The sequence below is a fragment of the Amycolatopsis sp. YIM 10 genome, from assembly GCF_009429145.1.
Taxonomy (GTDB): Bacteria; Actinomycetota; Actinomycetes; order Mycobacteriales; family Pseudonocardiaceae; genus Amycolatopsis.
On record NZ_CP045480.1, the window covers coordinates 6,011,139 to 6,027,347 of the forward strand.

Annotated in this window: 6 protein-coding genes and 1 tRNA gene; 4 read left to right on the forward strand and 3 right to left on the reverse strand. The window is 68.5% G+C overall.

The window, feature by feature from the left end:
- Positions 1 to 10 precede the first annotated feature (10 nt).
- Complete coding sequence (locus YIM_RS28595) at positions 11 to 4,843, forward strand: RHS repeat-associated core domain-containing protein (protein ID WP_153033275.1); 4,833 nt, start codon at positions 11 to 13, stop codon at positions 4,841 to 4,843.
- A gap of 694 nt (positions 4,844 to 5,537) precedes the next feature.
- On the opposite strand, the gene YIM_RS28600 is transcribed toward YIM_RS28595, so the two are convergent.
- Positions 5,538 to 8,921, reverse strand: a complete 3,384-nt coding sequence (locus YIM_RS28600; RefSeq protein ID WP_153033276.1) for a TM0106 family RecB-like putative nuclease — start codon at positions 8,919 to 8,921, stop codon at positions 5,538 to 5,540.
- A 179-nt stretch (positions 8,922 to 9,100) separates the two neighbouring features.
- Here YIM_RS28600 and YIM_RS28605 point away from each other — a divergent pair.
- Positions 9,101 to 9,174 (forward strand) — tRNA-Pro (locus tag YIM_RS28605).
- Between the two features lie 124 nt (positions 9,175 to 9,298).
- Here the strand turns inward: YIM_RS28605 and YIM_RS28610 are convergent.
- Positions 9,299 to 10,702 (reverse strand): site-specific integrase, encoded by a 1,404-nt coding sequence (locus YIM_RS28610; RefSeq protein ID WP_153033277.1) that lies wholly within the window; start codon positions 10,700 to 10,702, stop codon positions 9,299 to 9,301.
- 552 nt (positions 10,703 to 11,254) lie between these two features.
- Here YIM_RS28610 and YIM_RS28615 point away from each other — a divergent pair.
- Both YIM_RS28615 and tcmP read left to right on the forward strand, forming a co-directional pair.
- A complete protein-coding gene (locus YIM_RS28615) occupies positions 11,255 to 11,962 on the forward strand; it encodes a DUF5710 domain-containing protein (protein WP_153033278.1) in 708 nt (235 codons plus the stop codon).
- Positions 11,963 to 14,208: 2,246 nt separating this feature from the next.
- Positions 14,209 to 15,438 carry a three-Cys-motif partner protein TcmP gene (gene tcmP / locus YIM_RS28620; RefSeq protein WP_153033279.1) on the forward strand — a complete coding sequence of 410 codons (1,230 nt, stop codon included), beginning with the start codon at positions 14,209 to 14,211 and terminating at the stop codon, positions 15,436 to 15,438.
- Here the strand turns inward: tcmP and YIM_RS28625 are convergent.
- Positions 15,413 to 16,183, reverse strand: a complete 771-nt coding sequence (locus YIM_RS28625) for a DUF5131 family protein (RefSeq protein ID WP_370468894.1) — start codon at positions 16,181 to 16,183, stop codon at positions 15,413 to 15,415. The genes tcmP and YIM_RS28625 overlap by 26 nt on opposite strands.
- Positions 16,184 to 16,209 lie beyond the last annotated feature (26 nt).

Genomic DNA, 16,209 nt, shown 5'->3' on the forward strand with positions numbered 1-16,209 from the left:
TGACTGAGTCGTGGGTAATCCACTGGTAGCCGAGGTCAAGGACTCGACAACGGCGATATCCGGCGTGCCGATCCTGGAGTCGATCAGTGAAACCAGCAAGGCGATCGAAAGCGGTGACTGGGCTGCCGGTGTGCTCGGCGCCGCCGGGACCGCGCTGGACGCGCTCGGCATGGCGATGGATCCGTTCGGGTCGATCCTGGCCGCCGGGGTCGGCTGGCTGATCGAGCACTGTGGACCGCTCTCGGACGCGCTGGACGCGCTCACGGGCAATCCGGACGAGATCAAGGCGCACTCGGAGACGTGGAAGAACGTCGGCACCGAGCTGTCGTCGATCAGCGCGGACCTGGCCAAGATGATCGAAGAGGACACCGCCTCCTGGCTCGGTCCGGCCGGGGACGCCTACCGCACCCGGGGTGCCGACACCGCGACCTTGATCGCCGGGGCGCAGACCGCGGCCGAGGGCGCGTCCAGCGGGATCGCGACCGCGGGTGAGGTGGTCGGCGCGGTCCGGTCGCTGGTGCGCGACATCATCGCCGAGCTGGTCGGGCACATGATCAGCTGGGCGTTGCAGGTGCTGTTCACCCTGGGCATCGGCCTGGCCTGGGTGGTGCCGCAGGTGGTCTCCGCGGTGGCCAAGACCGCGATGAAGATCGCCGACATCACCAAGAAGCTGGTCCAGGCGCTGAGCAAGCTCTCGCCGCTGCTCAAGAAGCTCGGGGACTCCTTCGGCGACGCCGCCAAGGCGCTCAAGAACATCAAGGGCGGCAACCCGCCGAAGCCGGAGACCACGCGCGGGGGCGGCGGCGACACCACGCCCAGCGGCGCCGGACCCACGCCCAAACCGCCGCCCGGGCAGAGCAACGGGGGAAACACCACCCCGAGTTCCGCGCCGAAGGACCCACCGCCCACCCCCACGCCCACGCCATCACCACCCCCGGCGTCGAAGACACCGGATCCCACGCCGACGCCGACCCCGACGCCTCCCCCGGCCCCGAAGTCGAACACCACGCCGAGCAGCGCGCCCGTCGCCCCGCGCGACACCTCGGTGCCGCCGTCCAAGCGCAACTGCGAGACCGACCCCGTCGACATCGCCACCGGCGAGGTGATCCTCGAGCAGACCGACCTGGAACTGCCCGGCCTGCTCCTGGAGCGCGTGCACGTCTCCTCCTACCGCGCCGGGCGCTGGTTCGGCCCGTCCTGGGCGTCCACAGTGGACCAGCGGCTGGAGGTGGACGGGAACGACATCTGCTACGTCGGCCCCGACGGCGTCATCCTGGTCTACCCGCTGCCCGCCACCGGTGAGCCGGTGCTCCCGATCGAGGGCCCGCGCTGGCCGCTGTCCCGCCACGCCGACGGCACCTTCACCGTCGACCAGCCGCGGCGCGCACTGCACTTCACCGGCACCGGGCCGGTCCGGCGGCTGCACGCCGTAGACGGCTCCGACGGCGAGCGGATCGAACTGCTCTACGGCGACGACGGCGCCCCCGCACTGCTCACGCACTCGAACGGGGTGCGCGTCCGGTTCCAGGTGGACGGTGGCAGGCTCACCGAGCTGAGCGTGCTCGGCGGCGGCCGCACCCCGGACGTCGTGGTGCTGAGCTACCGCTACGACGACCGCGGCAGGCTCACCGAGGTGGTCAACTCCTCCGGCCTGCCGACCCGCTTCGACTACGACAACGACGGCCGGATGACCGGCTGGCAGGACCGCAACGGCGTCTGGTACCGCTACGTCTACGACGCCGACGGCCGCTGCGTCCGCACCGTCGGCGACGGCGCGTTCCTCGACGGCGCGTTCACCTACGACCGCGAACGCCTGCTCACCACCTACACCGACTCGCTCGGCAACACCAAGGTGTTCGAGCTGAACCAGGCCGGGCAGACCATTCGCGAGACCGACGCGCTCGGGCACGTCACCGCCTTCGAATGGGACCGCTACGACAACCTGCTCTCCCGGACCGACCCGCTCGGCCGCGTCACCCGCTACGAATACGCCCCCGACGGCACGCCGACGCGGGTCACCCGCGCCGACGGCAGCGTGGTCGAACTCGAGCACATCGGCGACGTGCTGACCTCGGTCAGCGTCACCGACGGCGACCAGGTTTGGCGCCGGTACTACGAAGCCGGAGCCGCGCCGGAGCCCACCTCCGACGCGGTGGGCGTGGCCAGCGCGTACCGGACGGATCTCCCGGCGAACCAGCCGCCGCAGCCCGATTCGGCGGACCGCGACCAGTTCGGCAGGCCGCGCTCGCTGCCCGAGGTCGGTGGCGGCCGGGTGCTGCTGGGCTGGACGGTCGACGGGAAGCGCGCGTCGCGGACCGGTCCGCGGGCCGAGCGCGCGGTGTGGCGTTACGACGGTGAGCACAACGAGGTCGAGCACATCGACGAACTCGGCCAGGTGACCCGGCGCGACTACGGCCCGTTCGACACGCTCGTCGCGACCACCGACCCCACCGGCGCGCGCACCGAGCACACCTACGACACCGAACTGCGGCTGGTGGCGACCACCGATCCGACGGGCCGCGTCTGGACCTACCGCTACGACGCCGCGGGCAGGCTCACCGGCCAGACCGACTTCGACGGCCGGAGCTGGACCTACGAGTACGATCCCGCCGGGCAGCTCGTGCGGTCGACCGCTCCGGACGGCGCCGTCACCGGTTACCGCTATGACGTGCTCGGCAATCTCGTCGAGCTGCACACCCCGGACGGGGTCACCACCTACGCCTACGACCCGGTCGGCGAGGTCGTGCGCGTGGCCTCCGCCCACTCGGTGGTGGAGTTCGAGCGCGACGAATTCGGCCGGGTGGTCCGCGAATCCGTCGACGGGCACGCGGTGACGTTCGCCTACGACGCCGATCGCAACACCATCCGGCGGCGGACGCCGTCCGGTGCCGAGAGCGTGTGGTCCTTCGACGAGGCCGAACAGCCGGTCTCGCTGACCACCGCCGGGCACACCGTGCGCTACCGGCTCGACGAGGACGGGCGCACCCTGGCCCGCGAGGTCGACGGCGCCAGCGTGCTCGAGCAGTCCTTCGGGCCCGGTGGCAGGCTCACCGCCCAGCAGCTCACCGCGGCCTCGGTCCCGGTGCAGCGCCGCGGGTTCGAGTACCGGGCCGACGGCAGCCTCGCCGGCGTGCACGACGAACTGACCGGTCCGGCCAGGTTCACCCGCGACGCCGCCGGGCGCATCACCGCGGTGTCCACCGCCCACGGCCAGGAGGAACTGCGGTACGACCCGGCAGGCAACCTCATCGGCTGGTCGGGCGGCGCCGGGCTGAGCTTCGACTACGACCACCTCGGCCGCCGCGTCCGCCAGCGCCTCGGCGACCGGACCTGGGAGTACGTCTGGACCGGGGAGTTGCTCACCGAGCTGCGGACCCCGGACGGGAACCGCTGGCTCTACCGCTACGACCCGCTGGGCAGGCGCACCGCGAAGCAGTGCGTGCGACCCGACGGCTCGGTCGCCGAGTCCTTCCGGTTCGTCTGGGACGGCACGGTGCTCATCGAGCAGGAGCACGTGGACGTCCATGGTGCGCGGTGGATCACCACCTGGGACAGGCTGCCCGGCACCGCCGCGCCGGTGACCCAGTTCGAGCGCGGTCCCGCCGGCGCGCGATTCCACTCGGTGGTCACCGACGCGCTCGGCACGCCGACGGAACTGGTGGACGAGCGCGGGCACCTGGCCTGGAGCGGCCGCCGGACCCTGTGGGGCCGCGAACTGCCGTCGCCGGGGGCACGGGCGGCCATCCCGCTGCGCTTCCCCGGTCAGTACGCGGACGCGGAATCCGGCTTGCACTACAACGTTTTCCGCTACTACGACCCGGCGACCGCGCGGTACCTCAGCCAGGACCCGCTGGGCCTGGAGGCCGGGCCGAACCCGACCGCCTACGTCACCGACCCGTTCGCCGAGTTCGACGCGCTGGGCCTGATGAACTGCTCGACCACCACGCCGTCGGGCAGTGGCAGCGGCAACCCGCCCTCGACCAACCCGCCGGCCAAGCACAACGCGGGCAACTCCGGGGGCAGCTCGGCCACGCCGACGCCCGCGCCGAACAAGGGCAAGCGCAAGGCCGACGGTTCGGGCAACAACCCGCCCGCCAAGAAGCCGAAGAAGAGCAACCCCGACCCGTTCGCGAAGCGCCCGGCGTTCAACAAGGCCACCAAGGACGAGCACGCGAAGCGGAAGGACGACCCGAACGACCCCGCTTACAAGAGCGGCGGTGACTACGACGGGCGCCACATCATCTCGTGGCAGACCATGCGGGACAACACGAAGGCGTGGGTGGACGAGAAGTTCCCGCCCGGCCACCCCGACCGCGACGCGATGACGAAGAAGTACGTCGACGAGCTGAAGCAGATGAACACCAAGATCGAGAACCTGCCGCTCGGCGAGGGCGAGATCAACTCGTCGATCGGGCGCGTGGTGGACAACTTCAAGACGGTCGAGTCGAGGATCGACGGCACGTACACCCCGTCGGGCAAGAACCAGCCGGACGCGCCGATGACGCCGAGCGAGGCGTTCGACAAGTCGGCCGGGTACTCCAAGGAACTCCGCTCGGAGTTCGCCGACCCGATCTTCAAGGCGGCGGACGACATCAAGGATCCGGCCGAGCGCAAGGAGTTCCTCGACGACGTCAAGTTCTCCTCGGACTTCGACTGGCCGGGTGGCACGACGGCCGAGCACAAGGAATGGAAGAACATCCGGAACGAGTTCGACAACCTGGGCAAGAACCCAGGCGACTACACCCCGGCCCACGTCGACGACCTGATCAGCCGGTTCAAGGCACTCGACGCCCCGTCCGGGCAACACCCCGGCGTGAGCGAGTGGAACTCGCGGCCGAAGTAGGGCAAGACCGTCAGCTGAGTCGCGACAGGTAAGGGGCGGGCCGATGTGGCTCGCCCCTTACCGCACCATGGTCCCCTGCTCCATAGCGGAGTCGGTGACTGCGGGAGTCTCCAATTCCGTAGTTCCGAGTGTGACCGATTTGAGTGGGCCGCTGCGCTGACACCGGATAGAGCTGCGCCCATACCGGAACGCCACCGGTCGCCGACATCCAACGGGCCAGCGCCTCCCGCTCGATCTCCGCAACGCGGCGTGTCTGGGAGTCGCGCCCCCGCCGGCCTGTCCCGGTAAAGCGGCGGCGAGTTCGGGCTCGGACAGGTACCGAGTAGTTGATCCATTGCGCCTGGGAAATCTGAGCGCCTCATTGACGAGCACGGCATGTGGTGCCTGAGGACTGCGCGGCACAGCGATCACCAAGAACCCCTGGAGGCGACAACTTGCCGAATGCGACCTGTCTCGGCATCGGAGATCGCCACACCGGAATGATGCCGCCAGCGGTGTTGGCCAGCGCCGCTACATCTCCGGCGAGCTTCCGCTTCTCCGCGTCGCTGGTGAGATGCCGCCAGTTGATCAAGCGGGACTCCCGACAGGGCTTCAAGACGTCGTGAGCGTAGTGCGACCTTGCGACCGCTGTGGGCGCCGCACGCGGCCAAGCCACTGCGACACGTCGGTATCGCCGCCGGGGTTCCGCCTTACCTCAGGCCTGGTCGAACGGCTCGGCTCCGGCCATCAGCCCGACCAGGCCGGAGACCAGGCGCATCTGGTCGACCGTGCGGATGTCGGCCTCGACCAGGCGGGGTGAGCAGACCAGCACCGCGACCGCCTGAGCGCGGGACAACGCGACGTTCAGGCGGTTGCGGGAAAGCAGGAAGTCCAGCCCACGCGGCAGATCCACCGCCGAGGACGAGGTCATCGTGGTGAGCACCACCGGGGCCTCCTGGCCCTGGAACCGGTCCACCGTGCCCACCCGCACGCCGGGGAAGCCCGCCTTCTCCAGCGCCCGGCCGACCACCCGCGCCTGCAGGTTGTACGGCGCCACCACCAGGATGTCCCCGTCGTCCAGCGGCCGGACCTCACCGCGGTCGGTCCACTTGCGACCGTGCAGCGCCCGCACGATCTCGACGATCTCGGCGGCTTCCTCCACCGAGCGGGTGGTGTTGCCTCGATGGTCCACTTCGGACACGTACAGCCCGGCGGGAACGCCGTCGATGCCGCGATCCGCCGCGGTCGGGTGGGCGTGCAGCCTGCCCGCGTAGGACAACCGTGAGACCGGATCGCAGACCGCCGGGTGCATCCGCCGGGACTGGTCGAGGAAGTAACCCAGCTCGGGATCGATCACGTCGGCCTCGCCGATCAGGTGCCCGAGCGCCGAGGCCTCCGCACCGGCCGGATGCGTGCCCTGGACCACCTGCGGCAGCTGCTGCGGATCCCCGAGCAGCACCAGGTTCCGCGCGCACATCGACACCGCGAGCGCGTCGGCCAGCGCGAACTGCCCGGCTTCGTCGACGATCAGCACGTCGAACGGCTCGGCCCGCAACGCGGCGTTGGCGAAGGTCCACGCGGTCCCGCCGACCAGGTGGCCGGTGTCGTGCTCGGTGCGCCAGCGCGCCAGCGCGTTGTTGTCCTTCGGCTGCTCCCACGGCAGTTCCGGGTCCGGCGCCTTGCGCGGCCGCTTGGCGCACGGCAGTTCCGGCGCGTTCGCCATCGCCGCGGTCAGCACGTTCTCCACGGCCTTGTGGCTGTTCGAGGTGACGGCGACGGTCTTCCCGGCACGCACGAGGTGTGCGATCAGCTTGCCGGCCAGGTAGGTCTTGCCGGCGCCGGGCGGGCCCTGCACGGCCAGCGCCGAACCGTCGAGCGCGTCCACCGCCTCGATCACCGTCGCCACCAGGTCCTCGCCGGGGGCCGGGAGCTTGTTGCCCTTCCGTAGCCGCGGCGGCAGGCGGCGCAGCAGGTCGACGCCGGGGTGCGGCGGCAGCTTCGGCAACTGGTCCACCACCAGCTGGGCCAGATCGGCCACGGCCTCGTCCTTGGGCGCGGGCCGGACGGGATCGCCGGGCAGCACGGCCTGCGGCCGGTCCGCCGTGGTCTCGTCGACCTTGCTGCTCTCCTCGAGCGTCAGCTCCTCGGCCGAGGCGGCGACGACCCTGGCGTCCCGCGATTCCTGCCCGTAGCGCAGGCGCACCTTGTCGCCGGTGGTGAACGGGTGCGGGTGCTCGGGGTCGCAGGCGATGGTGAGTGCGCGCTTGGCCGTGCGAGCGCGGCCGGTCGGCGGCACCCACTCCCCCGCCTGGATCGAGATCGGCACCGCGCAGCTGGTGTCGGTTTCGAGGTCGGTGAGCGGCGCGGCGAGCTGGCGGAAGTGCTCCCACCACGCCGGATTCGTCTCGCGGCGGTGGTAGCCGACCGAGGCGGCCAGCAGCGCCCGCGCGCGCTCGGATTCGGTGAAGTCCACCGGATCCGCGGGCAGGCCGTCGAGCAGCGGGTCGACCAGCGCGGCCAGCCGGGCGGCGCGTTCGGCCCGGCGCTGCGCGGCGACGTCGTCCGCCGAATCGCGCAGCAGAGCGTCCACTTCGGACTCGTCGGGGGCCGGAAGTGGCTCGATCCCGGCCTTTTCGCGGATCTGGTGCAGGAACTCGAACAACCGCAGCGTGGACACGCAGTCGTACTCGTTGTAGTCGCTGATCCCGCGAAGCACCTCGGCCGCCTGCTCGTTTTCCCCGAGCTGCGACAGCGTCAGGTACTCCTCGTAGGCCTCGATGCTCGACACCGCCGTCTTGACGTCGCCGTCGCGGGCCTCCGGCATGTACAGCGGTTCCAGGTACTTGATCGAGTAGGAGCGCTGGGAGACCAGCAAAGCCTTGCGCACCACCGCGTACAGGTCGATCAGCACCCCGCCGCGCAGGAGTTCGTCGACCTGCTCCTCACGGGTGCCGTGCAGGGCGGCGAGTTGCTTGAGCGCGGTGACCTCGTAGGGCGCGTAGTGGTAGACGTGGGCGCCGGGGTGTTCGGCCAGGCGCGCCATGGTGAAGTCGACGAAGCGCTCGAACGCCCGCTTCTCCTCCGGTCGCGAATGTGCCCAGAACGGGGTGAATCGCTGGCCGCCGTCCGTGGTCACCGCGCCGAAGAGGTACTCCAGCCCGGTGCCGCCGAGTGCGTACGGATCGCCCTCCATGTCGAAGAAGACGTCGCCGGGACTGGCCTGCGGCAGCGCGGCGAGCGGCTCCTCGTCGATGATCTCGTAGCTGACCTCGCCGGTTTCGTCCTGTTTGACCTGGATCTTGGCCTGGGCGCGCAACGTGGTGAAACTGGCCGCGGACAGCTCACGAGGCCGGTCGCCGGGTTCGGCTTTGGCCAGCGCGTCGATCGTGCCCAGCCCGGCCTCGACCAGCTTGCGCCGCTGGTCGCTGCGCATCCCGGCGACCAGCGACAGGTCCCGGTCGGCCTCGCGTCCTTGTGCGCAGTGGTCGGCGAACCCGCAGCTGGCGCAGCCGGGCCGCGGGTCGGCCCACAACTGCTCGGGCAGGTGAGCCGGCCGGGCAAGCAGGCGCGCCCGCAGCCGGCGCAGCAGCGGCAGGAAGTCGTCGACCCGCAGGGTGCGGGTGCTGCCGTCGCCGAGCAGCAGGTGCATGTTGGGCCCGGCGGGCCAGCCCGCGCTGCGCAACGCGTCGGCGTAGGCGGTCAACTGGAGCACGGCCGCGGGGCGGGCGCGCCGGGCGAGCTTCGTGTCGTACACCTCGTAGCGGCCCTGGTCGTCGCGCAACAGGAAGTCGGCGCGGCCGGTGAACTCGCCGTCGTCGAACACGGCCTGGTAGACCACCGGCGCCCCGGACCACAGCGCGACGGCCGTGTCGCTGACGGCCGTGGCGTGGTCTACGTGGTCGATCTCGACGACGGTGTGCTTCTCCCCGCGGAGACGGTTGAGCGTGGCCTCCTCGTGCGCGCGACCGTGCTTGACCGCGAGCTGGTCGGCGCCGCTGCCGGGCCGGGGCGCGCCCGGAAGGCCCGCCGAGAGTGCCTGCTTGAGCACGCTGCGGTGCTCGCACTCGAGGAGGTCGGCAAGATCGGATGGGGTGTACATCGCCGCGCAGTCTCCCCCGCCGCCACCCCCCACCCGGCGACCGACACGCCCGGGGAGTCCAACCTCACCTCCCCTCGGCGCCTGACCAGCGCCTTTGCCCTCGGTCACCCCTGCTTACGGCGTCGTCGGACGGACCCGCTAAGCTTCTCGCATCACCTTCCAGCAGGGAGGTCGACAGCCGGGCTGTGGCGCAGTTTGGTAGCGCACTTGACTGGGGGTCAAGGGGTCGCAGGTTCAAATCCTGTCAGCCCGACCGGTAGCGGAAGCCCGCTGACCACGGACAAAAGTCCAGGTCAGCGGGCTTTTTCGTGCCGAACTCACCAACGAGTTCAAAGCAGCGATCCGGCGACGGCGCTGGACCAATTCTGGACCACAGTTCAAACGGCCGGCCGTTCGCGCAGCTCCGCCAGCGCGTTCCAGGCAGTGCCACGGGACACGCTCGCGAGCTTGACGAGCGTCGGCACGTTCGGGTACTGCCCGAACCTGCGCCAGTAGCTGCGAGCTGCAGCTCGGGCCCGCTCCCCCGGCTTGGCCGACTTCAGGTCGATCACTTCGGCGTCCAGCTCGGGTAACGACCTGCTCTCCATCGCAGTCGGCTCGGCGCCCGAACCGCTCAGGTGCTCCGACAACAGCTCGCCGGCGTCGACCACCGTCTTGCGGTTCGGGTGCAGGTACCGCTGGGTCGTGGTCAGCGACCCATGCCCGGCAATCTTCTGCAGGTGGTGGACCGGCACGCCAGCATCTGCGAACCACGTCAAGGCAGTGTGCCGCAGATCGTGTCGGCGAAGGTGCTCCAGCCCGAGCCGCCCAACAACGTCATCCCAGGACGTCGCATCGCGCAGGACGGCAGTGCTGATGCGGCCACCCCGCGGTCCCGTGAACAGCCGCGCGTCCTTCGTGCCGTCGGTCAACGCGATCCGCCGATCGACGAGTTCGCGGATCTTCTCGATGATCGGAACCTCGCGGGCTCGCTTGCCCTTCGTGCCCTTGTCGATCAGCCCGCCGGGGGCTGGTGTGGTCTGACGGCGAACCGTCCACGTCCACTCGGCACGATCAATGTCGCGCACACGGCAGCCCGAGACTTCGCCGATGCGGGCACCAGTGCAGGCGGCGAAGATGACGACGTCGCCCCAGCCCGGGTACTCGGTGGACGATGCTGCCACCAGAGCGTCGGCAAGGCGCTTGAGCGTTTCCCAGTTTGGCAAGGCCAAGGCCCTGGGGTCATCCAGTTCATCCTCGGCTTGTGTGTAGTCGCGCTGCCATCCGGTCACGCGTGCCGGATTCCGGTCGACCAAGCCATCGCGAAGTGCCTGCTCCATCACCCGCACCAGTACGGCCAGACTGTTCTTGATCGACGAACGGCCGACCGCTTCGGCGATCCAACCCTGAACTGCGCGGTCGACCACGCCGAATGTCACCATTCGCACGGGAATGTGTCCAAGCGTCGGCACAACACGTTTGCGCCAGCCCGCGAGGTACGCGCCGATGCTCTTCTGCTCCAAGTTCCGCAGGGCAAGCTTCATGTTCGCCTTGCCATACGCAGCGAGGTCCATTGTGGCCACATGCGGGTCGAGGCCACTGGCCGCGGCGAGCTGCATCTTCTCGATCCAGTCGCTAGCCGCTTCGTAAGTCTCATGCACCTGGGACAACGAACGTCGCTTGCGAGAGCCGGGAATTGTCCATCGGACCCGAGCCCGAAATGACGTTCCCTTCGGGCCGGCCAGCTCCTCAATGTCTCCGGAAAGCTTCACGCCGATCGGCGGGATCTTTTGGTCAGCCATCTTTGAAACTCTCTATCTGGCGAACATGTCCAGCATGATCGGAGGCAAAGAACCTCGCGAATGCATGCATTGCAAATCTACCGCCCAGAGTCAAAGTGCGCTAGCACTTCTACCCATCGCCGCAATTGTCCGTGGTCGCTGGTTTATCAGATATTGCAGAAATCACAGGAATTGCGGCGTTCGCAATCATTCGCTCGACAGAAACGCACACGAACGGATTCGAACCCCTAACGTTCTGATCCGTAGTTTCCGCGCCAACCTGCTCATGTCCGCTGATCTGGGATCTACTGCGCGCCGGTGGCACCTCATTGGGCACTTTGGGTGTGGATGAGCGTCAGTTCGTGGATGAGACCGTGGATCAAGATCAACGGGCAGTGAGCCGCGCGGCGCAGGAGCGGCCAGGCTCGAAGTCCGTTCACGTGACCCCCATGCACTCAGTGAAAGCGCATTGAGCCGTTGGGGTGGAGGTGGCCGTGTCCTCCTCCAGCCTGTCGGGCCTGCTCGGCATGGTGAACGTGCAGATCGTCGTGCTCGCGCTGGGAGGGAGATGGCGTGGCGGAGCGTGTGTGGCTGGATGTGCCGTTCCGGGAGAAGGACGAAGCGAAGGCGGCCGGTGCCCGGTGGGATCCGGGGGTGAAGCGCTGGTACGCGCCGCGGCCGGGCATGACCGCGCTGGAGCGGTGGGCGGCACAGCCGGACGTGCCGGCGCTGCTGCCCGGTGAGGACCGCGGGTTCGGGTCCGGGCTGTTCGTGGACCTGGTGCCGAAGTCGTGCTGGTTCACCAACGTGCGGTACTGCATCTCCGAACGCGACTGGGAGCGGGTGCGGCGGATGCTGCTGGGCCGCGCCGGCCACCGCTGCGAAGTGTGCCAGCGCGAGGAGGACCGGGAGGTTCGCCGGTGGCTGGAGGCGCACGAGCGCTGGTCGTTCGACTGGTCTGCCCGCGTGCAGAAGCTGGTGCGGCTGATCTGCTTGTGCACGGACTGCCACCAGGCCACGCACTACGGGCTGGCGCAGGTCAGAGGCCAGGACGCGGCCGCATTTGAGCACCTGCGAGCAGTGACCGGCTGGAGCGAGCAGGACACCCAGGCCCACATCGAAGGAGCGTTCGAGGTGTGGGCGCAGCGGTCACAGGTCGACTGGCACCTGGACCTGTCCATGCTGACCGGCGCCGGTATTGCCTTGGCCAAGCCGCCGGCTGCGGCAACCCGGACCGGCATCGCCATCGAGGAACTGCGCGCAGGTCGCTCACAACCGTAGCGAGGCGCGTACGGAGAGTCGCCAATCGGGCGCACAAAAACGTGCCCTAGCTCACATTGGTGATCCGGGCACGCTCATGTAATCTGGGGAGTGGACTCCAAACAGAGTCCAGGCTTCACACCAGATCTTGGGAACTCGACACTTCCAAGATAGCCCCTCTAGGGGGGCAAATGTCAACCGGTTCACCCGGAAGACGCTGGTAGGGCGGGGGTGACTCCGACCACTGTGGAGCCTTCGGGTCGACCGAAGGAAACGCATTTGGCTAACGACACGAACACTCTCGCCGCGTCCTCGCCCGAGCCGGAACCGCTTCGTGCGTTCCTGCGCCGGTTCATCCACCACCAGCGCAGCTACCTCGCGCCGGTGGCGCCTCGAACCGCTCAGCCGGGTCCTCATCAGTCCCTCCGTGGCCGTAGCCACGGAGGGACTGTTCATGAGGTGACCGAAGGTTGGCTGCCGAAGTGCGGGACTGGCTTCAACAGCTGGGACCCGCGCGGGTTGCAGCCCACGCGCAGCACTGTCACCTGCAAACGGTGCTTGAACGGCAGTCCGCTCGACGGCCAGTTGCCGCTGTTCTGAGCATCGCCCTGGTGGCCGGGCGCATGCGCCCGGCCACCAGGGCAGGGGCAGGTCCAGATCTGGAGGTCTCACTTTGCCGATAGTGCACTGCGGGTACTGCTGCTTTCGCGTCAAACTCACCCAGCGAAGCACATTGCCCGTCCACTACACCGACGCTACCGAGGGCTGGAGTGGGCACGGAGCGCAGAAGCCGTGCAAGGGCGCCGGGAAGACCCACCATTGGGTCTCGGTCTACCGCTGCGACAGGCCGCGCAGCGGTCGTACCTGCCCTTGTTGCGGCCGGAAGCGGATGACGCTGAACAAGAACGGCAAGTACCCAGCGCACAAGGGGCCCGACGGCTCCTCATGCTCGATGTCCGACGCAAACAACTCGTAGTCGCGACACCACCGGTAGAGGCACTGACACTATGAGGCCCCAGTCGATACCGACTGGGGCCTCATCAGCGTGCGCATCATCACGCCGCCGGGTTCAGCGGTTCGCCGCTGAGGGTTTCGACCAGGGCGGAGATGAGGACTTCGGCGGCGGGTGGGGTGACGGCGTTGCCGTAGCCGCGGACCTGGTCGCGTTTGGCGACGAGCTGAGAGCGCGGCGGTGGCCGACGACCTCAACCTTCATTCACGAACTCGCCGTGGCGTGATATGCACTCGGTGCAGTTTCGGGCATCCGACAGGGTTAATGCGGGTTGAGCTGATCAGGGGCTCCGGCGAGGTTCCCCCGCCTGCGCCGTCCCGTTTCGCCTGGTGAGGGCGCCGGGGCAACCTGGCAGATCCCCAGTTGCTCCAGGGGGCCATCTACACCAAGAGTGTTTTAAGGTGCACTCCCTTGACGTGGAGTGCACCTAGTGCAGTTATGGTGAGCATGCCTGTTACGTGACCTGTAACAAGCAGACGGCGCCTGACCACTCGGAGGCCACCGAGCGGCCAGACGCCGTCATAGGAGAAGCACTCGACGCGGTCAGCTGCCCTTAAACCAGTTCAGCACCGCTACGAGTACCTGGAGAGCGGGGCCGATCCACTGAAGGAATCGGTCCCGCTTCTCGGGTGCACCGTTGTTCATCGGCGTCTCCAGTAGGGGGAGAACCCCATGGGGTGGGGCGTCCCCTTGGAGCCAGCTGGCTCCAAGTTCGTGGGAGAACGATGAACAGCGCTACACGGTGGGACTGTACTGGGGTGCATGATCGCGACCGTGTGGCGGTGGCGGGCACTCTCCAGCGTCCTGGTTAGATCCTGAGCACAGACCTCCCAGTTCCCCTGGCTGCACGTGCATTTGCACGTGCAGCCTACGATAAGAGCAGGTAGATGTGTTCCGCCGCAAGCATTAAGGTCCGGCGGTTAGCGACACGCTGGGTGCGCCCAATGGTCCGTGCACGTTCAGTCGAACTGAACGTCATCGGCGTGTAGGTCTTGGCAACGCAGCGACCCGAGCCGCATACCGGCCCTACCTGGCCTTTTCCTCGACCTGGGCGTCTTCGTGGTGGTGTGCACCGTTCAATCGTCGTAATCGGGCGGTGTGACAACCCGTGAAGGCCAAGGTCCACGAAGAGTAACGGCGCCACTCGATCAGACGACTCACAGTCAAGTTGCCGTCTGCCACCCTTCTTGTAGAACCTGCGGGCCGCCGAGGGGAACGCGTTCGATGAGGGCCGCGACTGTTCGGAGGCCGGTCGATGAGTGCGAGTCAGGAGTTCTTCCGCGATCGCAAAGCGCAAGCGGTGTTCAAGCACGAGATCCTGGCCAGATATCCCGTGGTGTTCGCGGCCAAGGCCGGGCTCGGCCGGCCGGTGGTCTTCCTCGACGGCTACGCCGGGCGAGGCGAGTACGAGGACGGCACCGAGGGGTCCCCCGTGTTGCTGTCCAAGCACGCCGAGCGCGTCGACAGCTTTCGCACCGTTACCGGGATCTACGTCGAGCGCAACAAGGCCGACTACCTCAAACTGAAGGAGGTCATGGCGAAGCGTGGCCGCCCGCAGGACTACGTCCGCGGCGGCGACTTCCGCGACCTGCTGCCGGAGATCCTGACCATCGCGCGCGGTGCCGCGCTGTTCGCCTTCCTCGACCCGTTCGGCACCGCCTTGGACCGCGACCAGCTGGTCGCGCAGCTACTGAACGGGCGCGGCCACGCGCCGACCGAAGTGCTGCTGCACGTCAGCATCAGCACCGTGGCCCGCATGGGCGGGCTGCTGCGAAAGCGTCGCCAGGAGGGCAAGCCCCTCAGTCCCGCGGACCAGAAGACCGTCGACCACGCGAACCGCTTCCTCGGCGGCACCTGGTGGCAGAAGCACTTCGAGCCCGTGACCGACGCGACCGACGAGCGGCGCGCCACCGAGGCGGCCCTGGCGGTCGCCGCCGAGTACCAGGCCGGCATCCGCCGCGACGCGCACTGCATGTCGCTGAGCATGCCCATCCGGCACAAACCGAACCAGCTGCCGAAGTACCTGCTGGTGCTGTTCACCAGGCATCAGGACGGGTTGTGGTGGTTCGCCGACGCTGTCGGCAAGGCGGGGCGGGAGTGGGAAGGCGCCTGGCGTGGCGCCGAGCTTCGCCAGGCCAAACAACGCGCCGAGAAGAACGACGAGGACGCGCTGTTCAGCGCCGAGCAGCTGCTGCCCGAACCCGACTCGTTCGACATCGACGAGTACGTCAAGCAGAACCGGGCCAGCTGGGAGCGCATCATCGGGCAGAACATCCGGCGGGTCCTCGACCTGGAAGGCTCGTTCGTGCTCGCGCAGCGGCTCGACGAGGTCTACGCCAGGGTCTTCGGGGCCGCCTCATATGTCCACGTGCGGGCCGCGGTGAAGTCACTCCACGAACAGCAGGTCGTGCAGAACACCGGCAAAGGGAACTACTTCTTCCGTGAGCCGATCATCCCGATCAGGCCGACACAGGCGACGGCCTGACGGCAGTCGGGTACTCGCTCCAGGTGCGGCCGTCGAGTTCGCGCCCGCCGGCCTTCGGGGTGCGTCCGCCCCACTGCTTGAAGAAGAACGGCACGGCCGCCCGTTGACACTGGTCTCGGATCTCGGTCGCCCAGGTGGCGGCCATCGGGCGGGCCCCTGGCCCAGATTCGCCGCCGACGATGACCCATCCGATGCCGTCCAGGTTCAGCTCGGGCAGTGGGCCGAGCAGGGGCTCGCAGGACAGGAACCGCACGGCGGCCGGGACCTCGCGGAGGTCGTCGATCCGGTCGACCACGCGCTCGTCCTCCACGGACACGCCCAGCCACAAGTTGGCTGGCCAGTCCAGCGACTGCGCAACGCGGCGGATCCGGCGCGACCGCTTCGTCAGCACCTGGTAGGTGTGCTGCGGGGTCGCTTCCATGACCGCGAACACCCGGCGGACGAAGTCGATCGGGACCTTCGCGTGGAAGAGGTCGCTCATCGAGTTGACGAACACGCGACGGGGCTGGCGCCAGCGGAACGGCTCGCCCAGCGCCGCGGTGTGCGTGGCGACGCCGAAGCCGGGGCCGCTGGTGCGCGGGTCCCCGTCGTTCTGGTACTTCGCCGAGCCCATGGCCTTGAGCCGCTTCGCCAGTGTCAAGGCGTAGCAGTTGTCGCACCCCGCCGAAACACGGTCGCAGCCCGTGGTGGGATTCCACGTGGCTTCAGTCCACTCGATCGACGACCCGTCCGACATGACGGTCATCCTTCCTCATTCACTGGCTGGGCAGA

Bases quoted from the DNA above. Each gene is read 5' to 3' on its own strand.
- YIM_RS28600 (WP_153033276.1), bottom strand. From the start codon at position 8,921: ATGTACACCCCATCCGATCTTGCCGACCTCCTCGAGTGCGAGCACCGC.
- YIM_RS28610 (WP_153033277.1), bottom strand. From the start codon at position 10,702: ATGGCTGACCAAAAGATCCCGCCGATCGGCGTGAAGCTTTCCGGAGAC.
- tcmP (WP_153033279.1), top strand. From the start codon at position 14,209: ATGAGTGCGAGTCAGGAGTTCTTCCGCGATCGCAAAGCGCAAGCGGTG.
- YIM_RS28625 (WP_370468894.1), bottom strand. From the start codon at position 16,183: ATGACCGTCATGTCGGACGGGTCGTCGATCGAGTGGACTGAAGCCACG.